Annotated in this window: 21 protein-coding genes and 1 pseudogene; 15 read left to right on the plus strand and 7 right to left on the minus strand. The window is 38.9% G+C overall.

The features are described from left to right. Positions 1–5 precede the first annotated feature (5 nt). The 5 genes from AAV96_RS10145 to tsaE all read right to left on the minus strand — a co-directional run bounded on the left by AAV96_RS10145 (position 6) and on the right by tsaE (position 4,907). Positions 6–866: an EamA family transporter gene (locus tag AAV96_RS10145; RefSeq protein ID WP_046739226.1), complete on the minus strand. Its 861-nt coding sequence runs from the start codon at positions 864–866 to the stop codon at positions 6–8. A 79-nt stretch (positions 867–945) separates the two neighbouring features. Beyond that, positions 946–1,458 (minus strand): RNA chaperone Hfq, encoded by a 513-nt coding sequence (hfq, locus tag AAV96_RS10150; protein WP_004661396.1) that lies wholly within the window; start codon positions 1,456–1,458, stop codon positions 946–948. 91 nt (positions 1,459–1,549) lie between these two features. After that, on the minus strand, positions 1,550–2,494 hold the full coding sequence (miaA, locus tag AAV96_RS10155) for a tRNA (adenosine(37)-N6)-dimethylallyltransferase MiaA (protein ID WP_046739227.1): 945 nt from the start codon (positions 2,492–2,494) through the stop codon (positions 1,550–1,552). Positions 2,495–2,500: 6 nt separating this feature from the next. After that, positions 2,501–4,441: a DNA mismatch repair endonuclease MutL gene (gene mutL / locus AAV96_RS10160; RefSeq protein WP_046739228.1), complete on the minus strand. Its 1,941-nt coding sequence runs from the start codon at positions 4,439–4,441 to the stop codon at positions 2,501–2,503. Then, a complete protein-coding gene (gene tsaE / locus AAV96_RS10165) occupies positions 4,431–4,907 on the minus strand; it encodes a tRNA (adenosine(37)-N6)-threonylcarbamoyltransferase complex ATPase subunit type 1 TsaE (RefSeq protein ID WP_046739229.1) in 477 nt (158 codons plus the stop codon). Before tsaE ends, mutL begins: the two co-directional genes overlap by 11 nt. Positions 4,908–5,014: 107 nt before the next feature. Here tsaE and AAV96_RS10170 point away from each other — a divergent pair, with 107 nt between their 5' ends. The 4 genes from AAV96_RS10170 to AAV96_RS10185 all read left to right on the plus strand — a co-directional run bounded on the left by AAV96_RS10170 (position 5,015) and on the right by AAV96_RS10185 (position 7,518). Beyond that, complete coding sequence (locus AAV96_RS10170) at positions 5,015–5,647, plus strand: hypothetical protein (protein WP_046739230.1); 633 nt, start codon at positions 5,015–5,017, stop codon at positions 5,645–5,647. Next, positions 5,644–6,552, plus strand: coding sequence for a pseudouridine synthase (locus AAV96_RS10175; RefSeq protein WP_046739231.1), 909 nt, complete (start codon positions 5,644–5,646; stop codon positions 6,550–6,552). The genes AAV96_RS10170 and AAV96_RS10175 overlap by 4 nt, the downstream gene beginning before the upstream one ends. Before the next feature lie 109 nt (positions 6,553–6,661). Then, complete coding sequence (locus AAV96_RS10180) at positions 6,662–6,976, plus strand: type II toxin-antitoxin system RelB/DinJ family antitoxin (protein ID WP_046739232.1); 315 nt, start codon at positions 6,662–6,664, stop codon at positions 6,974–6,976. A gap of 98 nt (positions 6,977–7,074) precedes the next feature. Then, positions 7,075–7,518, plus strand: a complete 444-nt coding sequence (locus AAV96_RS10185) for a GNAT family N-acetyltransferase (protein ID WP_005215389.1) — start codon at positions 7,075–7,077, stop codon at positions 7,516–7,518. Here AAV96_RS10185 and AAV96_RS10190 read toward each other — a convergent pair whose 3' ends face one another. Beyond that, the gene (locus tag AAV96_RS10190) at positions 7,519–8,235 is read right to left on the minus strand and encodes a pseudouridine synthase (RefSeq protein WP_046739233.1); all 717 of its coding nucleotides are present in this window, start codon (positions 8,233–8,235) and stop codon (positions 7,519–7,521) included. 246 nt (positions 8,236–8,481) lie between these two features. Here AAV96_RS10190 and AAV96_RS10195 point away from each other — a divergent pair, with 246 nt between their 5' ends. Together AAV96_RS10195 and AAV96_RS10200 are read left to right on the plus strand one after the other, a co-directional pair. Continuing rightward, a complete protein-coding gene (locus tag AAV96_RS10195; protein WP_046739234.1) occupies positions 8,482–8,997 on the plus strand; it encodes a glycine zipper domain-containing protein in 516 nt (171 codons plus the stop codon). Between the two features lie 144 nt (positions 8,998–9,141). Next, positions 9,142–10,143: an LLM class flavin-dependent oxidoreductase gene (locus tag AAV96_RS10200; RefSeq protein ID WP_046739235.1), complete on the plus strand. Its 1,002-nt coding sequence runs from the start codon at positions 9,142–9,144 to the stop codon at positions 10,141–10,143. Between the two features lie 88 nt (positions 10,144–10,231). On the opposite strand, the gene AAV96_RS10205 is transcribed toward AAV96_RS10200, so the two are convergent. After that, positions 10,232–11,164, minus strand: a complete 933-nt coding sequence (locus tag AAV96_RS10205) for a LysR family transcriptional regulator (RefSeq protein ID WP_004662749.1) — start codon at positions 11,162–11,164, stop codon at positions 10,232–10,234. A gap of 111 nt (positions 11,165–11,275) precedes the next feature. Here AAV96_RS10205 and AAV96_RS10210 point away from each other — a divergent pair, with 111 nt between their 5' ends. The 9 genes and pseudogenes from AAV96_RS10210 to AAV96_RS10250 form a co-directional block, all read left to right on the plus strand. Then, the gene (locus tag AAV96_RS10210; RefSeq protein WP_046739236.1) at positions 11,276–12,391 is read left to right on the plus strand and encodes a muconate/chloromuconate family cycloisomerase; all 1,116 of its coding nucleotides are present in this window, start codon (positions 11,276–11,278) and stop codon (positions 12,389–12,391) included. Positions 12,392–12,401: 10 nt separating this feature from the next. After that, entirely contained in the window at positions 12,402–12,692 is a 291-nt protein-coding gene (catC, locus tag AAV96_RS10215) for a muconolactone Delta-isomerase (protein WP_004662754.1), read from the plus strand. 144 nt (positions 12,693–12,836) lie between these two features. Beyond that, positions 12,837–13,757 (plus strand): catechol 1,2-dioxygenase, encoded by a 921-nt coding sequence (gene catA, locus AAV96_RS10220; RefSeq protein ID WP_005216816.1) that lies wholly within the window; start codon positions 12,837–12,839, stop codon positions 13,755–13,757. A gap of 79 nt (positions 13,758–13,836) precedes the next feature. Continuing rightward, positions 13,837–15,228, plus strand: a complete 1,392-nt coding sequence (gene benA / locus AAV96_RS10225) for a benzoate 1,2-dioxygenase large subunit (RefSeq protein WP_046739237.1) — start codon at positions 13,837–13,839, stop codon at positions 15,226–15,228. Beyond that, the gene (gene benB / locus AAV96_RS10230) at positions 15,225–15,728 is read left to right on the plus strand and encodes a benzoate 1,2-dioxygenase small subunit (RefSeq protein ID WP_046739238.1); all 504 of its coding nucleotides are present in this window, start codon (positions 15,225–15,227) and stop codon (positions 15,726–15,728) included. Before benA ends, benB begins: the two co-directional genes overlap by 4 nt. Before the next feature lie 70 nt (positions 15,729–15,798). Then, the gene (benC, locus tag AAV96_RS10235) at positions 15,799–16,815 is read left to right on the plus strand and encodes a benzoate 1,2-dioxygenase electron transfer component BenC (RefSeq protein ID WP_046739239.1); all 1,017 of its coding nucleotides are present in this window, start codon (positions 15,799–15,801) and stop codon (positions 16,813–16,815) included. A 17-nt stretch (positions 16,816–16,832) separates the two neighbouring features. After that, the gene (benD, locus tag AAV96_RS10240; RefSeq protein ID WP_046739240.1) at positions 16,833–17,618 is read left to right on the plus strand and encodes a benzoate diol dehydrogenase BenD; all 786 of its coding nucleotides are present in this window, start codon (positions 16,833–16,835) and stop codon (positions 17,616–17,618) included. A 39-nt stretch (positions 17,619–17,657) separates the two neighbouring features. Then, the gene (benE, locus tag AAV96_RS10245; RefSeq protein WP_046739241.1) at positions 17,658–18,890 is read left to right on the plus strand and encodes a benzoate/H(+) symporter BenE; all 1,233 of its coding nucleotides are present in this window, start codon (positions 17,658–17,660) and stop codon (positions 18,888–18,890) included. 58 nt (positions 18,891–18,948) lie between these two features. Beyond that, a pseudogene (locus AAV96_RS10250) lies at positions 18,949–19,135 on the plus strand (hypothetical protein); the annotation flags it as partial.

The following is a 19,135-nucleotide window of genomic DNA, read 5'->3' on the forward strand; positions in this document are numbered from 1 at the left end:
TTGTTTTAATTCATCATTGCTTTAGCCAATAACATGACTGCAACAATACCACTGATTAATCCAATCCAGGTATAAGCTTTTAAACATTCTTTAAATAACACCACGCCACTGAGTACACCCAATACCACTACCAAGATATTCATGCCAGCAAAGACAATGGCTGGGGTTTCTTTGAAAATCATATGTGCTTTAACATACAAAGCAATATTGGCAAAGTTCAGTACACCCAAACATAATCCCATAAAAATGTTTTTAGGTTGCCAGTTCGGTTGGGTAATGGCGATATAAGTGATAGATAAAATAAAGGCTGTAATAAAAGTTAAATTTAGCGTGACCGCAAACTGTAAACCTAAACTACTGCTATATTTTAGTAATACATCAATAGCTGCATAACCCGCCCAAACACTAAACAAAAATAAGGCTGATTTTAAGCTCATGCCTTTACTTGCCTGCTCTGTGGCCTGTCCTATAATGATCGCTAAAATTGCAATAACTCCGAAAACCACCCCAATTAATTTTAATTGGCTAAATTGCTCACCAAAAACAAAATAAGCTGATAATAACGAGAATATTACCGCTAACCGTTGGGCAATTTCAGTTTTTAAGATACCTGCGAATTGTAGCGATTTGGCTAAACATAAAAATATACTTGGTAATAATAGACCTAAAACAAGAATTAACCACCAAGGCGTATTATTGAGAGAAATATGGCTAATATCGGTTTTAAACCAATAAAAGCATAAAAGACTGGCACTCAAATAATTCCATGCAATGATTTGAAAAACATCAAAACCTTTTGCTTTTAGATATTTTAAAAGAATCGAGACCAATACACTACAACATGCAGCTGCAACAATCATTTCCATAGTTTTTTCTAGCTATGTAAAAACATAAAAAAAAGCCAGTCTATTATTAGACTGGCTTTTTTAAAAGATCATAGATCAATTAACGATTATTTTCGTCTTCTTGACCATCTTCAAATTTAGTTTCGCCATCGAAGCCACCTTGATGACCAAAGCCACCTTGACCGCCGAAGCCACCTTGACCGCCGAAGCCACCTTGACCACCGAAGCCACCTTGACCACCGAAGCCACCACCTTGACCACCGAAGCCACCTTGACCACCGAAGCCACCACCTTGACCGCCAAAGCCACCTTGACCACCAAAGCCGCCAGTAGAACCTTGACCACCGAAACCACCAGTAGAACCTTGTGCAGGGAAACCACCAGTAGCACCTTGTGCGCCAGCTGGACGTGGGTTACGTGCAGGTACAACTGTAGAAATCGCGTGTTTATAAACCATTTGACTTACAGTGTTTTTTAATAAAACTACATATTGATCAAAAGATTCAATATGCCCCTGTAATTTAATACCGTTCACGAGGAAAATAGAAACTGGAATACGTTCTTTACGGAGAGAATTTAAGAACGGATCTTGTAAAGTTTGACCTTTAGACATTTTTAACTCCAAAAAAATTTTAAATCAGCGCAAAAAAACTATCTTTATTTTTCAACTAAAAATTATAAAAAGACAGCCTGCGAATTTTGCTTTATCCAAAGAAGTTTCGCAAGTCTTCTTTCGCCTGCTTTATCGTCACGTAAGTTTTAAAATCGTGTATTTCTTGCAAAGAACGTAACCAAGTGTATTGACGTTTGGCAAGTTGCCGTGTCGCAAATAATGCTTTGTTCTCCATTTCTACTTTATTTTTGAGACTTAGGTCACTTTTTAATAAAAAATCTAAAGCTTGACGATAACCCACAGACCGCATGGATGGTAAATTATCATTTAAATCGTATTTTCTAATTAATTCCTCTACTTCATTTAAAAATCCAATACTCCACATTTTGCTTAAACGTTGCTCAATGCGTTGATGTAATTCTACCCGATCTGGCATCAATGCGTAATTATGAAATATGTAACGATATGGTTGATTTTTAGGCTGCTCTGCCTGTAGTTTTGTTATTGGTTCACCTGTAATTCGGAAAACTTCTAATGCTCTAATAATTCTTTGTTTATCTGAAACTTTGAACTTTTGTCCAGCAATTGGATCAACCGAAGCCAATTCATCATAAACAGACTGCCAGCCTTCAAGATCAGCTTTAGCAAGAATCGCATCACGAATACTTTGATCCGCATTTGGTAGATTATCAGCTAATCCTTCAAGTAGCGATTTAAAATATAGCATTGTACCGCCCACTAAAATTGGTGTTTTGCCACGTGAATGCATGTCATCAATTAATGGGCAAACATCTTCAACAAATTGTGCTGCTGAATATACGTCCAATGGACTAATAATATCGATTAAGTGATGCGGATATTGTTGTTGCTCTTCTTTTGTGGGTTTAGCAGTCCCAATATCCATATCTTTATAAACTAAAGCTGAATCCACAGAAATCAATTCGAAATTACCGCGTTCATAGAGTTCGCATGCCAATGCTGTTTTACCACTTGCGGTAGGCCCCATTAGATTGATGACGGGCAATTGATTTGACATGTAAAACTACTCTCCTCGAGCAAATAATTTATCTAATTGATGCAATGGAAATGCGCGCCAAGTTGGACGCCCATGATTACATTGACTGGCAAATTCAGTTTGTTCCATTTGGCGTAATAAAGCATTCATCTCCGAAAGACTGAGTTGTCGGTGTGCTCTTACAGCTCCATGACACGCCATACCAGCAAGAAGCTCATCACGTTTTTGTAATAGCCCCCTAGCTTCATCATTTGGATCAAGATCATTTAATAATTCTGGAATTAAATTACTAAAGTCAGCTTTATGCAAAATGGCAGGCACACCACGCACAATCACCTGATCATCGCCATATTGATCAATTTCCAACCCCAAACGTTCTAATTGTGGTTGTAAATCTTCAACGCGTGTGGCTTGCATACGAGTAATGGAAACAACTTTAGGAATCAGCAGTTGTTGCGAAGTCCAAAACTCAGGTTTATCCCATGCCGACTTCATCTGCTGCAACAAGATACGTTCATGCGCCGCATGCATATCCACAATAATCAGGCCTTCAGTATTTTGCGCCAAAATATAGATGCCATGCAGTTGTGCGATTGCAATTCCCAAAGGAAACTCATCCACACGTGATGGGCCTTGATCATTTTCATCTTCTGTTTCTTCACGTAAAGGCGCTAAATAGCTTTTGAGTGCATTATTTAACTGTGCAGAGCCATTATAACGTCGTTCTTGAGGTGTTGAATTGTACTGTACTGCCTGTGGGCGGCTTTGATTAAACTCAGTGAGTAAATCTGTCGAAACAACAACCTGCTGATTGTCTTGTCGCTCAGGCTCAGCTACTGCTCGATGTAAATTGAATTGTTCTTGGTATTTTGGCTGAGGCTGATAATTAAATTTTTCTGCCTCAGCTTCATCTATTTTCATCGCTTCTGCTAAATCAGCAGTTGCGGTTTGAAATTGAGACAAGGTTGCTTTGGCATAGTGCCGTACAAATTCATGTACTTCACGCTGGTTCAGAAAACGAATTTCATGCTTGGTTGGATGCACATTCACATCAATATTTTCTGGATCAACTTCTAAAAACAATAAATAAGAAGAATGTTGATGACCATGCAAAATTCCTTCATAAGCCATACGTAAAGCGTGTGAAATGGTTTTATCTTTGACAATACGACCATTCACATACACATATTGCATGTCAGCCTGTGCTCGTGCGTCGGAAGGATGCCCTAACCAACCTGACAAACGCATATTGATACTTTCAGCATCGATCCAATAGGCATTTTGAATAAACTGTTGACCTAATAACTGCTGGACACGCTGATAACGTAATTCACCACTATCAGCAATCGGCAAATTTAAACGAATATTATCGTTATGTTCGAGTACAAAACGAATTTCAAAATGAGTCAAAGCCAAACGGCGGACTATTTCTTCGATATGCCCAAATTCTGTACTTGGTTTTTTTAAAAACTTTCGGCGCGCTGGCACATTGAAAAATAAATCTTGTACACGAATATGTGTACCTTTTTGTGCTGCAACAGCCTGTATTTGTTGATGATCAAACGCTGTTCCATTCACTTCAACCTGATAACCCACGCCTTGTTCATCTTGGCTACTGGTCAACGTCAAACGTGATACCGCAGCAATCGAAGCTAATGCCTCTCCACGAAAGCCTAAACTAACAATTGCATGCAAATCTTCCGATGTTTTAATTTTACTTGTCGCATGCCGCATCACCGCTAATGGTAAATCTTCAGGATGAATTCCATGACCATTATCAATGATTTCAATCAGGGTCGAACCACCTTGCGCCACCCGAATAATAAGTTCGGTTGCGCCAGCATCGATTGCATTTTCTAATAATTCTTTAACAACTGATGATGGACGTTCAATCACCTCACCCGCAGCAATCTGGTTGGCTAAGGCAGCATCAAGGGTATGAATACGACGAGTTGAATCATGCGCCATTCAATTGTTCCTGCAAAGTTTGAGATAAAGATTCGGATTCAGTGGTTAGCGTAACAAACCGAGTCAATTCATCATCCGATTTTTGGATATCAATCACTACATCAGCTTTTGGAATTTCATTTCCACCTTTTGAAGGCCATTCAAATAAGAATAAAGCATCTGGGGTTTCTAAATAATCACGAATTCCCATCAGTTCTAATTCATAGGGATCATCTAAACGATATAAGTCAAAATGGAAAATTTCTTTGCCTTGAATTGTATATGGCTCAACCAAGGTATAAGTTGGGCTTTTTACTGAACCCTGATGTCCAAGATTCTGGATAAAATAACGCGTAAATGTAGTTTTCCCAGCACCTAAATCACCAATCAAATATATAACGCCTGAATGCACTTGTTGTGAGAGCACTTGCGCAAATTTTTGAGTGTCTTGTTCATGATTTAAAGTAAATTTTACTGAATATGACATGGCAAATAGAATAAAATTGGGATACCCGCTATGATAACATCGCCCTGCATTAAAGCCTAATGCACCGAAATGAATTGCTTCTTTTTAAAACGCTCAAGATTTTAAATATGACCTTACAAAATAGAGTAAACCCTTGGGGAAAATTGCATCAGCATCCTTCTAAAAAAGCGATGCTGATGGGAAATCGTGGCGGTCGTCTCCATAACTCGAATAAACAGATTATTAAACAATGGGCAACACAGTCATGGATTCATTGTTTAACGACATTCGGTAATATTAAAAGAGAAGTTTTTGGTGACTCTTATTCAGAATTATTTTTTTTAGATGAAGCCACAGCTTTATCTGCAGGACATCGTCCCTGTGGCGAATGCCAAAGAAAACGTTATCAAGAGTTTAAAAAAAATTGGTTAAATATCAACAATGCAGGTATATCAATTTCAGCAAAAGAAATGGATAAACGTATCCACCAAGATCGAATCAATGCTGAAAAAAGGCAGCATACATTCCAAGCAAATCTTTCAGAACTGCCTATTGGAACTTTTTTTGAATATGCTTCTGAAGCGATCGTAGTTTATAAAGAAAACTGTTATTTGATTTGGTCTTTTGATGGCTATCAAAAGAAAATTGAATTACCTCAAAATCTTATAGTTACTGTGTTAACACCTCAAACTTTTGTAAAAATGTTTGACCATGGATATGTCCCAAATTTTCATTCTTCAGCATCACTCAAAATAAAATGAATACGGTTGAAAATTTTATCCCTCCAATGATCAATGGTGTTAGTGCCAGTAAAGTCTTTTTACCCCAGAATATTTCGGCACACACCATTTTTGAATATCTTTGCCAACATTTTCCCCATATTCAAGTCGACGAATGGCAGCAACGCTTTGCTGATCAGTTAATTTATGCGGCTGATGGTGACATCTTAAACATAGAAAGCCACTATACGCCTAATAGCCATATTTTTTATTATCGTTTTCTTGCTCATGAAGTTTCTGTCCCATTTCAGCATGAGATTTTATTTGAAAATGAAAATTTACTCGTTGTTGATAAACCCCACTTTCTGACAATGACCCCAACTGGGCAATATGTTCAGGAAACATTATTAGTACGTTTAAAAAAGCAAACTGGATATGAGGATCTGACCCCGATTCATAGACTCGATCGCGAAACAGCGGGCATCGTTTTATTCTGTAAAAAACCAGAACTTCGAGGAATATACCAACAACTTTTCGCTGATAGGAAAGTACAAAAAATCTATCACGCGATTGCAGCTTATCGAGCTGAATTACATTTCCCGCAAATATTACAGCTCCATTTAGAAAAAGGTCAGCCGTTTTATACGATGCAGATTAATTCTGAAAAATCTCAAAATTCTGAGACTTTGATAGAGCTTCTGGAACACAATCAACATTACGCAAAATATCTGCTTAAACCCAAGACGGGGAAACAACATCAATTGCGTGTGCATCTCAATTACTTAGGCATTCCAATTTTAAATGATCCATTTTACCCAATTGTCGCACATAAAGCTGATGATGACTTTGAACAACCGCTCCAGTTGTTAGCAAAAAAGATTTATTTTATAGATCCCGTTTTAAATCAAGAAATGCATTTTAATTCTAAATTTGAATTGACACTGTAAATACAACGTAATGACAAAATTTCTATTTTTTCACTTCAAAAATATTGAAATTACATTGCAATGGTTTAGAATACATGACGATAATTAAAAATATTTGGTCGTATTCTGTATGCGAAAAACAGAAGTTTATCAAGTTCGCCTTGATTCACAGGAAAAGAAACAAGCTTTTGCTGTTTTTAAGCAGTTAGGTATATCCCCTGCTCAAGCTGTTCGTCTTTTCTTTAAACAAGTTGTGTTGACGAAATCAATTCCTTTTGCAATTGAAAATCAAAACATTAATATGGAACAGTTACTCAAGCTCCGTAAATCTAAAAATGCAGCAATAAATGATCCTGCAGCTGCTGTAGATTTGGATGTTGAAGACGATCATGAAGATCTATTTGAAGAATTGAATGCGCTATTAAGCGAAAGTGACAAAACTTAACAATGTTGCATTTATAAACAAGTTTTTATTTTTTAAGCTTAAATTTTTTCGTTATTCTGACAGTCCAAATAAAACTATAAGTGCAAGGATGGACAGGAATGATTGTTAAACGAGCAACAAAAGAAGATCTTCACCAACTTGCTGTCTTGTTTGATGAATACCGTCAATTCTATGGTACATCATCCAATGTTGAACAATCCTATCAATTTCTAAAACATCGTTTCGAAAATAAAGATAGTGTCATTTTCATTCACGTTAAAGATGATGTCCTCACAGGCTTTGTTTTACTGTACCTTGCTTTTTCGTCTGTTTCTTGCGAAACCTATTATATTTTAGATGATGTTTATGTAACCCCATCTTATCGAAAACAAGGATCGGCTAAACAATTAATTGACACTGCAATCCTTTTTGCTCGCCATGAAAATGCACAAAGAATTAGTCTCGAAACACAAAAAAATAATTATGAGTCTCGCCGTCTTTATGAACAAATGGGATTTATTCAAGATGATGAATTCAAAACCTTTCACTGTTTTTTAAAATAGTTATTCAATATCTAAAGCAATATTTTGACTCAATTTTTTTTGAGAAGATGTAAGATAAATCCATTCACCTTCTGGTAATTCAGGAAGCTCAAGTAATCCTATTTGCTGGCGGTGTAAAAGCTCAACTTTATTTCCGACTGCAGCAAGCATACGTTTAACTTGATGGTAAACACCTTGATGAATTGTCATTGCCAATTGGTGTGTGGAAAATAGTTGAAGATTGGTTGCGGCATAAATACCTTTTTCATTCCTTAGCTCAACTCCCTGTTCTAAAGCCATTAATTGCTCAGCTGAGATCGGATCGGCAGTCGTTACATGATAAACTTTTGGCACATGCTTACGCGGATTGGTTAAGGCTTGTAAATATTGACCATCATCAGTCAATAACAATAATCCTGTGGTATCTTGATCTAGCCTTCCCACACATTGAATACCTCGATGGATCAAAATTTCAGGTAGTAAGCTAAATACACTTTTATGATGCGTTGCCTGATGTGAACATTCATAACCCTTCGGTTTATTTAAAACAATGTAGAGATGTTCTCGATATTGGTATTCTTCGCCAAATACTTGAAAGCAAAGCTGATCCGTATTTATACTCTGTTTAGGGTTTTCACAAACTTGTCCTTCAATCTGCACAGAACCATTTTTAATTAACTGTTGGCAATACTTTCTTGAACCAAAGCCTTGCGATTGCAAAATTTTTTCCAACAGCATAACTACATCCTCATCTCAAACTGAGTCTATTGTACTCGATTCAGCTAGGCATCGTTGCTTACAGCATACTCATTCTTATTTTTTATAATTTATTCACAATCTGTTCATTTGTAATAGAACATATACAAAACTCTCGCCAAACTCTCTCAATCATCCTATTGCGCTCCATATTTTCACTTAAAAGTCTTGTTACATTTATCTCAAGCAAAAGAATACTGTCCAAAAGAATGGATAAGGAGTTTCACCATGAAATCGAATATGTGGTTATGTAGCGTCATCTTGGCAACCTCTTCAATGATGACAGTTGCACATGCAGATAATACAGCACGTGTTGCAGCAACTTCAGCACTCGGTAGTATTGTTGGTACAGCAGTTGGTAAACAACTTGGCGGTAATACGGGTGCCATGATTGGTTCCGCAATTGGTGGTGCTGGTGGTGCTGCAGCATCAAGTAATAAACGTGATCGCACTGAAGCCGCCATTGGTGGTGGACTGGGCGGCGTTGGTGGTTACACCGTTGGACGTAATGTAGGTGGAACGAATGGCGGCTATATTGGCGCTGGTTTGGGTGCAGCAGGTGGCGCAGCTTTAGGTCAAAGAGTTGGTCAAGATCGTGAAGAAGACCGTCGCTACGAAAATCGTCGTTCTTACGATGACCGCCGTTATAACAACCGTCGTTCTTATGATGATCGTGGATACTATAAATCTCGTCATCATTACCGTCATGATAATGGCTATCACCGTGGTTGGTATAAGGATTAATCATCAAATCCTAACACTTTCTCTTTTGGCGCCTTCGGGCGCTTTTTTTATTTTATCCAATTCGCAACAAATATCGACAATATTCGATATACAAAAACAATCTAATATCGTATTATTTCGATATATGATTTTGAGAGTCAAAAAATGAAGTCACTACAAGAGATCAAATTTTCAATTTTGGAGTTAGCTCCTGTCAGAGACGATAAAAGTATTGAATTTTCACTTCGTCATGCACTAGAACTTGCTCAACATGTTGAAAAGCTTGGTTATGAACGTTTCTGGTTAGCTGAACATCACAATATGGATGGAATTGCGAGTTCCGCAACGGCAGTTTTACTAGGATTCATCGCAGCAAATACACACAAAATTCGCTTAGGTTCTGGTGGCATCATGTTACCTAATCACGCACCATTAGTTGTTGCAGAACAATTCGGGACTTTAGCAACACTTTATCCTAATCGTTTTGAACTTGGTTTGGGGCGTGCTCCAGGAACTGATCAAATGACGATGCGTGCATTACGGCGTGGGCGTCAAGAAACAGAAGATCAATTTCCTCAGGATGTAATGGAAATTTTGCAATATTTTAAAGTACCGCAACCAAATCAAAAAATAATTGCAACGCCAGGTCAAAATACCCATGTACCTGTTTGGTTACTTGGCTCAAGTTTATTCAGTGCACAATTGGCCGCAAAGCTCGGACTTCCCTATTCTTTTGCATCACATTTCGCCCCACGTATGTTAGGTCAAGCAATCGAAATTTACCGTGAGAATTTTCAAGCATCTGAATATCTTGATAAACCTTATGTTTCAATGGGCGTACCAACAGTCGTTGCGGCAACTGATGAAGAAGCACAATATTTAGCAACTAGTTCTTATCAAAGAATTTTAAATTTGATCCGTGGCAATAGCCTAAAGTTAAAACCACCAATTGATTCAATCGAAGGATTGGCTTCAGTTTCAGAACAGATGGCGATTCAAAATTTTTATGCGATGGCACAAATTGGTTCAAAAGAAACTGTGAAAGCTGGATTAAATAAGATTGCTAGTCAATACGATGTTGATGAATTCATTTTTACATGTGATATTTATGATACTGAAAAACGCCTAGAAAACTTTAGTTTAATTCAGCAATTAAAAACTGAGTAAATATTATTTGGCTTTAGTTTCTTTACATAAGCATTGCTCTTTGAAAATTTAAAATCAAAGAGCAGCAATATATTTGAACCGTAATAGCCTATCTCTCTTGAGCCCATTCAAAGACAGAGCGTTCGTATGCTATTCCTTCTAAATCATAAACCTGATAAATTGAATCAAAAAGTGATTGTAAATCTGCGCTATTATCCATTGCTCTAGCAGTAATAAAAATAGGAGTCACCGCGCCACTATCTAAAATAGGAATATACAATAAATGTGGAAAGCGAATCGTATCTGCACTCGCTGGAATAATACAAATTCCTTCTCCAGCCGCAACCAAACCTAATGCGAGTTGGATTTCACGCAATTCACGAATATGTTTTGGCACTAAACTGTGCTCCGCAAAAATATTCATAAGCTGGGTCGAAAAATTTGGTTTTGGGGTATTTGGATAAACAAAAAGTTTTTCATCAACTAAATCTGCTAAATGAACACCCTCCACTCTTTGAGCCAAAGGATGGCTTGAATGAGCAGCGACCACCAAATTTTCTTTGCGTAATAAAACACGTTTCACCGCAGGATCACTAATTCTTAATCGACCAAATCCAACATCTATTCGTCCTTCCTTTAACGCTTGGATTTGTTCAGTGGTACTCAATTCTACTAATTGAATATTTAAGTGCGGATGTTGTTGGCGGTAGAGATAAATAATTCTTGGTAATAAACCAAATAGTAATGAACCAACAAAACCTATCGTTAAAGTTCTTTCGATTAGACCAATTCTTTTGGTCATACTTTTAACTTCTTCCGCATTAGACAAAAGTTTAAGCGCATGCTGATAAAGAAATTGTCCTGCGGTTGTGGTTTGTAGTGGTCGACTTCCTCTCTCAAAAAGTTGCACACCTAATTCATTTTCAAGGTTTTGGATTTGCCTACTCAATGGTGGTTGAGCAATGAAAAGCCTTTCTGCTGCTTTGGTGAAACTTTGTTCTTCTACCACTGCGACAAAATAACGTAGGTATCTGAGTTCCATTCTTCATCTCCATACCTAATAGGTATAAAAAAATACATATTCAGTCTTAGACACAGTTTAATCATTCTTTTAAGGTATAGGAAGAACATAAAGAACCAGTGATGGTGTGAAATGTATAAATCTGTCGAAACCATATTAGTTGATATTCCAACCATTCGTCCACACAAGCTTTCAGTGACTACGATGCAGACTCAAACTTTAGTTTTGGTCAAAGTAACAGCAGAAAATGGTGTGGTTGGTTGGGGTGAAGCCACCACAATTGGTGGGCTTAACTATGGTGAAGAAAGTCCTGAAAGTGCAAAAGCAAATATTGATACTTACTTTGCTCCCTTATTACTTTCGATCAAAAAATCGTTGAATGTGGCACAAACTTTAGCGTTAATTCGCAAAAGTATTAATGGAAATCGATTTGCAAAATGTGCCATTCAAACAGCACTTCTTGATATTCAAGCAAAACAATTAAACCTCCCTTTAAGTGAAATTTTAGGTGGTCGTTTGCGTGATCGCTTGCCTGTACTTTGGACTTTAGCTTCTGGTGATACAGATAAAGATATTGCTGAAGCAAAGGAAATGATTGAGCTAAAACGCCACAATATTTTCAAGTTAAAAATTGGTTCTAATCCTCTACAACATGATGTTGATCATGTGATTGCCATTAAAAAGGCTTTAGGTACAGAGATCAGTATTCGTGTTGATGTAAATCGTGCATGGTCAGAATTGGAATGTATCCAAGGGATTCAACAGTTACAGGATGGTGGCATTGATTTAATTGAACAACCTTGTGCAATTGAACAAACCAACGTTCTCGGACGTTTAACCCAACGATTTGATGTCGCGATTATGGCTGATGAAGCATTAACAGGTCCTGACAGTGCTTATCGCTTAGCACAACAACATGCGGCTGATGTGTTCGCCGTAAAAGTTGAACAGTCCGGCGGTCTAATTGAAGCGTGTGAAGTGGCAAAAATTGCAAAACTTGCAGGGATTGATCTTTATGGGGGCACGATGCTTGAAGGTCCGATTGGAACCATTGCCTCAGCACATGCGTTTAGCACCTTTGACAGCCTTGCGTTTGGAACAGAATTGTTTGGGCCATTGTTACTCACTGAAGATATCTTAAAAACACCTTTGCAATATGAAAATTTTGAATTGGTTGTACCCCAAGCAGCTGGCTTAGGTATTGAGATTGATGAAGACAAAATTGAGCAATTACGACGCAAAGCATAAGGAGAAAAGCATGCTATTTCAGGTTCGCATGGATGTGCATATTCCACTCGATATGCCAATTGAACAAGCCAATCAAATTAAAGCTGTAGAAAAAGCGTATTCGCAAGATTTACAGCGTCAAGGCAAGTGGCGTCATATTTGGCGTATCACAGGTCAGTATTCAAACATCAGTATTTTTGATGTTGAAAGCAATGAAGAGCTGCACAACATTTTACAGGGCTTGCCCTTGTATCCCTACATGAATATTGAGGTGATGGCGTTGAATCGTCACCCATCATCGATTCGGGAAGATGATCATTAACGTATATGAATCTAATTGCTCTGAGGTTCCCAACACCCTCTCAGCGCTAGGCTAAAACAAGGAATGTAGCAAGGCAAAATCGCAATAAATAATTTGGTGATTCCCCCGCTACTAACGCTATAAGCATACTCAAGGAGAAATAGTATGAACCGTCAGGAAATCGATACGCTAGTTAAACAAATGAATGTTGATACTGCAACTGCTGAAGTTGATCAACGCGTTCAAACGATTGTGGTTCGTTTATTAGGTGATTTATTTCAAGCGATTGAAGATTTAGATATCCAACCATCGGAAGTATGGAAAGGTCTCGAATATTTTACAGATGCAGGTCAAGCCAATGAATTAGGCTTACTCGCAGCAGGTTTGGGTTTAGAACATTATTTAGATTTACGTGCTGATGAGGCTGATGCTAAAGCAGGTATTTCAGGCGGTACGCCTCGTACGATTGAAGGTCCACTTTATGTTGCAGGTGCGCCTGAATCAGTTGGTTTTGCACGTATGGACGATGGCTCTGAATCAGACAAAATCGACACATTAATTATTGAAGGTACAGTAACAGATACTGATGGTAATGTGATTGAAGGTGCCAAGGTTGAAGTTTGGCATGCGAATAGTTTAGGCAACTACTCTTTCTTCGATAAGTCTCAATCCGATTTTAATTTACGTCGTACTATTTTAGCTGATGCTGAGGGCAAATACGTAGCGCTTACCACGATGCCTGTAGGTTATGGCTGTCCACCAGAAGGCACAACCCAATTTGTACTCAACAAATTAGGTCGTCATGGCAACCGCCCTTCTCATGTTCATTATTTTGTTTCTGCACCAGGTTTCCGCAAATTAACAACTCAATTCAACATTGAGGGTGATCAATATTTATGGGATGACTTTGCTTTTGCGACACGTGATGGCTTAGTGGCAACCGCGATTGATGTATCTGATCAAGCTGAAATTCAAGGTCGTGGTCTGGATAAACCCTTTAAACATATCACGTTCAATATCGAACTCGTGAAAGACGCTGCCACAGCGCCTTCAACTGAAGTAGATCGTCGTCGCGCTAGCGCATAACTCAGCTTAATAGGAACTGAGTTAGCAATAGAGACTTGTTAGCTCAGGACTTCCTTGCTTGGAAAGTCGGAGAACGGACATGCCACGAATTCCTGTAATTAATACGAGCCATCTTGATCGAATTGATGAATTACTTGTAGATAACGAAGAAACGGGCGAATACAAGCTGCATCGTTCAGTATTTACTGATCAAGCTTTGTTTGATCTTGAGATGAAATACATCTTTGAAGGTAACTGGGTCTATTTAGCACATGAAAGCCAAATTTCCCAAAATAATGATTTTTACACCACCTATATTGGTCGCCAGCCAATCATTATTGCGCGTAACCGTAACGGTGAGTTAAATGCAATGATCAATGCATGTTCTCATCGTGGTGCACAACTCTGCAGACATAAACGCGGTAATAAAGCGACTTATACGTGCCCTTTCCATGGTTGGACATTTAACAACTCAGGTAAATTGCTCAAAGTAAAAGATCCAAGCGATGCTGGATATTCTGATTGTTTCAACCAAGATGGTTCACATGACTTAAAAAAAGTTGCAAAGTTTGAAAACTATAAGGGTTTCTTATTTGGCAGCTTAAACCCAGATGTTCCATCTTTAGAAGAATTCTTGGGTGAAACAAGCAAGATTATTGACATGATTGTTGGTCAGTCAGAACAAGGTTTAGAAGTTTTACGTGGTTCTTCAAGCTACACCTATGAAGGAAACTGGAAGCTCACTGCTGAAAATGGTGCGGATGGCTATCACGTATCAGCCGTTCACTGGAACTATGCTGCAACGACTCAACACCGTAAAGAAGCTCAGGCAGGCGATAATATTCGTGCAATGAGTGCAGGCTCTTGGGGCAAACAAGGTGGTGGATCATACGGTTTTGAACATGGTCATATGTTGCTATGGACTCAGTGGGCAAATCCAGAAGATCGACCAAATTTTCCCAAAGCAGAAGAATATACCGAGAAGTTCGGGGCTGCGATGTCTAAATGGATGATCGAACGCTCACGAAATCTCTGCTTATACCCTAACGTTTATTTGATGGATCAATTTGGCTCTCAAATTCGGGTACTCCGTCCACTTGGCGTGAATAAAACTGAAGTCACCATTTACTGCATCGCGCCTGTTGGCGAATCGGCTGAAGCTCGTGCTCGCCGTATCCGTCAATATGAAGATTTCTTTAATGCCTCTGGAATGGCAACGCCTGATGATTTAGAAGAATTTCGTGCATGCCAAGCTGGTTATGCAGGGCTTGAATTGGAATGGAATGACATGTGTCGTGGTTCAAAACACTGGATTCATGGACCCGATGAAGCAGCAAATGAAATTGGTCTAAAACCAAAACTCAGTGGCATTAAAACTGAAGATGAAGGCTTATATCTTGCTCAACATCAATACTGGTTGACCTCTATGAAAAATGCAATTGCGATCGAAAAACGATTGGCAGCAGCTCAATTTCAAGGGGAAGCAGTATGAATACCGCAGCAGAAAAAGTGACCTTAGAAAATATCACTCAATTCCTCTATCAAGAAGCTCGTTTTCTCGATGATGAACAGTGGGACGATTGGCTGAATTGTTATGCAGCAGAAGCATCTTTTTGGATGCCTGCATGGGATGACGACGACAAACTCACCGAAGATCCTCAGTCTGAAATTTCGTTAATTTACTACCCAGACCGCCAAGGATTGGAAGATCGCATATTTCGTATCAAAACCGAACGTTCATCAGCAACGATGCCAGATACACGGACGAGCCACAACATCTGCAATATTGAAATTGTGGAACGTAATGGCGAAACAGTCACCGTACGTTTTAACTGGAACACCTTGAGCTTCCGCTACAAAACCAACTATAGCTACTTTGGTATGTCTCGCTATGTCATTGATTTTTCAGGTGAGCAACCAAAAATTCTCAGTAAATATGTGGTGTTAAAGAACGATTATATCAATCAAGTGATTGATATTTATCATCTATAGCCAGCCGCCCAGCCAAATGGATCTTTTGGTTGGGTTAGCCAGATCAAAATTTTTAAATAGGATGATTGCCATGTCTAACCATAATGTAGCACTTCAATTTGAAGATGGTGTAACGCGATTTATTACTGTCGCACAAGATGAAACTTTATCTGATGCTGCCTACCGCCAGAAGATTAATATTCCTTTGGATTGCCGAGATGGTGCATGTGGTACATGTCGAGCATTCTGTGAATCTGGTAGTTATGACATGCCAGAAGAAACCTATATTGAAGATGCTTTAACTCCTGAAGAAGCTGAACAAGGCTACATACTTGCTTGCCAATGCCGCCCAAAATCAGATGCTGTATTCAAAATTCAAGCTTCTTCTGATGTTTGCAAAACAGAAATTCATCAGTTCCAAGGTACTTTATCACGTGTCGAAAATCTGTCTGACTCCACAATTACCTTTGATATTCAACTTGATGATGGACAGCCTGAGATTCATTTCCTAGCAGGTCAATACGTCAATGTAGGAATTCCGAATACGACTGAAACACGCTCTTATTCTTTTAGTTCAAAACCCGGCAATCGTTTAACGGGTTTCGTTGTTCGGAATGTACCGAATGGACAGATGAGCGAGTTCCTCAGTAAAAATGCAAAAACGGGTGACAAAATGAGTTTTACTGGTCCATTTGGCAGTTTCTATCTGCGTCATGTGACTCGCCCAGTATTAATGCTCGCTGGTGGTACAGGCATTGCACCATTTATTTCGATGCTTCAAATCCTTGAAGAAAAAAGGTCTGATCACCCTATTCGTCTGGTTTTTGGTGTAACCAATGACTTTGATTTAGTCGCTATTGAAAAGTTAGAAGAACTTCAAAATAAATACTCGTGGTTTGAGTATCGTACTGTCGTCGCAAACCCAGAGAGCCAACATGAACGTAAAGGTTATGTCACAGGTCATATTGAAAATGACTGGTTGAATCATGGTGATGTCGACATTTACTTATGTGGCCCAGTACCAATGGTTGAAGCTGTTCGTGGTTGGTTAGATCAAGAAGGCATTAAACCTGCCAATTTCTTATTTGAAAAATTCTCAGCGAATTAATTAAATTGGAGATGAGCATGATTTTTCCAGATAGATTCAAAGACAAAATAGTGATTGTCACAGGTGCAGCACAAGGGATTGGTCGTGGTGTTGCACTTCGAATTGCTGCTGAAAATGGACAAGTGATTTTAGCTGATCGTTCAGATTTGGTGGATGAAGTTGCTCATGAAATTATGCGTTCAGGTGGCGTGGCGATCACAGTCAAAACAGACTTGGAAACTTTTTCTGGTGCGCAGACTGTTGTAAATCAAGCAATTGAGCATTTTGGTCGTGTTAATGTTCTGATTAACAATGTCGGTGGCGCAATTTGGATGAAGCCATATGATGCTTTTAGTGAAGAAGAGGTCATTAAAGAAATCAATCGCTCATTGTTTCCAACTTTATGGTGTTGCCGTGCCGTATTGCCTGAAATGTTGAAGGAAAAAAGCGGTGTCATCGTAAATGTCTCTTCTATTGCAACGCGTGGTATCAACCGAATTCCTTATTCAGCAGCAAAAGGTGGTGTCAATGCACTTACCACGTCCCTTGCATTTGAGCACGCGAAAGATGGAATTCGTGTAAACGCAATTGCAACAGGTGGAACAGATGCTCCACCACGAAAAGTGCCTCGTAATTCAACTCCACTTACCGAAGATGAAAAAGTTTGGATGCAACAGGTTGTAGATCAAACCAAAGAAAGAAGTCTGATGGGACGTTATGGCACGATTGATGAACAAGTCAACGCTATTGTTTTTCTTGCATCAGATGAGTCGTCTTATATGACTGGTAGTGTAATTGCAGTGGGTGGTGGTGATCAGGGTTAATTCTGATCTAAACAGCAGGAAATCTTGCAAGGAGGCGCTATGACTAACCTGTTGAAGAGTTTAAAGAATGATTGGTCTATTTCAGCAACGATCGCTGGATTTATTGCTGTCTTAATTTCTTATTCAGGCCCTCTCATCATTTTTTTTCAGGCTGCCCAAAAAGCCAATATCTCTACAGAAATGATGATTTCATGGATTTGGGGCATATCAATTGGTGCTGCTGTTGCTGGAATCTATCTTTCAATTCGTTATAAAACCCCTGTCATCACAGCATGGTCAGCTCCTGGTACGGCATTATTGGTTTCACTGTTTCCAAATATCTCTTTGAATGAAGTTGTTGCCGCTTATATCACTTCGGCGATTGTCATTTTTATAGTTGGAGCGACAGGATATTTTGACAAATTGCTGAAATGGATTCCTCAAGGAATTGCAGCAGGCATGATGGCAGGGATTTTATTTCAATTTGGGCTCGGATTATTTGTAGCAACTGATTCCATGCCTTTGATCGTTTTCAGCATGTTGCTTTGTTATCTATTAGCAAAACGATATTCGCCTCGTTACACCATGCTGTGGGTTTTATTGTTTGGTGTTTCACTCAGCTTAATTTTGGGAAAAATGAATCCTGTTGAAATGCAGTTTAACTTTGCTATCCCTCATTTTATTTTTCCTGAATGGACTTGGCACTCTACATTCAACTTGGCTTTACCTTTAATTCTCGTGAGTTTAACAGGGCAATTCTTGCCGGGTATGGCCATTATGAAATTAAGTGGTTATGACACTTCCGCTAAACCGATTATTACAGCTTCAAGTATTGCCTCACTTGCAGTCGCTTGTGTAGGTGGAATTACGATTGTACTTGCTGCAATTACTGCTGCTCTATGCATGGGTAAAGATGCTCATGAACTCAAAGAGAAGCGTTATATCGCAGGTGTTACCAACGGTATTTTCTATATTTTAGGTGGCTTATTTGCTGGCAGTATTGTCATGCTCTTTAGCCTTCTTCCCAAAGAACTCATCGCAGCTTTAGCAGGATTAGCCCTGCTTGGGGCGATCGGGACAAATGTCATGATTGCGATGAAAGATGATCATCAGCGCGATGCAGCATTAATCACATTTCTTGCAACGGTTTCAGGAATGCACTTTCTCGGACTTAGCTCAGTTTTTTGGGGCATCTGTATCGGTATTATCGCCCAGATTCTTTTAAATCCTCATGCTCACCCAAATACTGTGATGACCCAGTCATCTTCTGAAAAACAGATCAGCAAGACTTGATTGTAGGATAAATTAATTATGATCGACAAATCACAAGCTTCACTGGTTGAAGCCCTCAGTTGATGATTTTGCAAACTGTGCCAAGCTTGCACAATATGCAGGTTACGATGGCGTTGAAATCATGGGTTCAGAAGGTTACTTGATCAATGAATTCATTGCTGCTCGTACTAACCACCGTGATGACGAATGGGGCGGGAGTTATGAAAATCGTATCCGCTTTCCTATTGAAATCGTTAAACGTACTC

The organism is Acinetobacter sp. AG1, assembly GCF_001005525.1.
Classification (GTDB): Bacteria; Pseudomonadota; Gammaproteobacteria; order Pseudomonadales; family Moraxellaceae; genus Acinetobacter; species Acinetobacter modestus.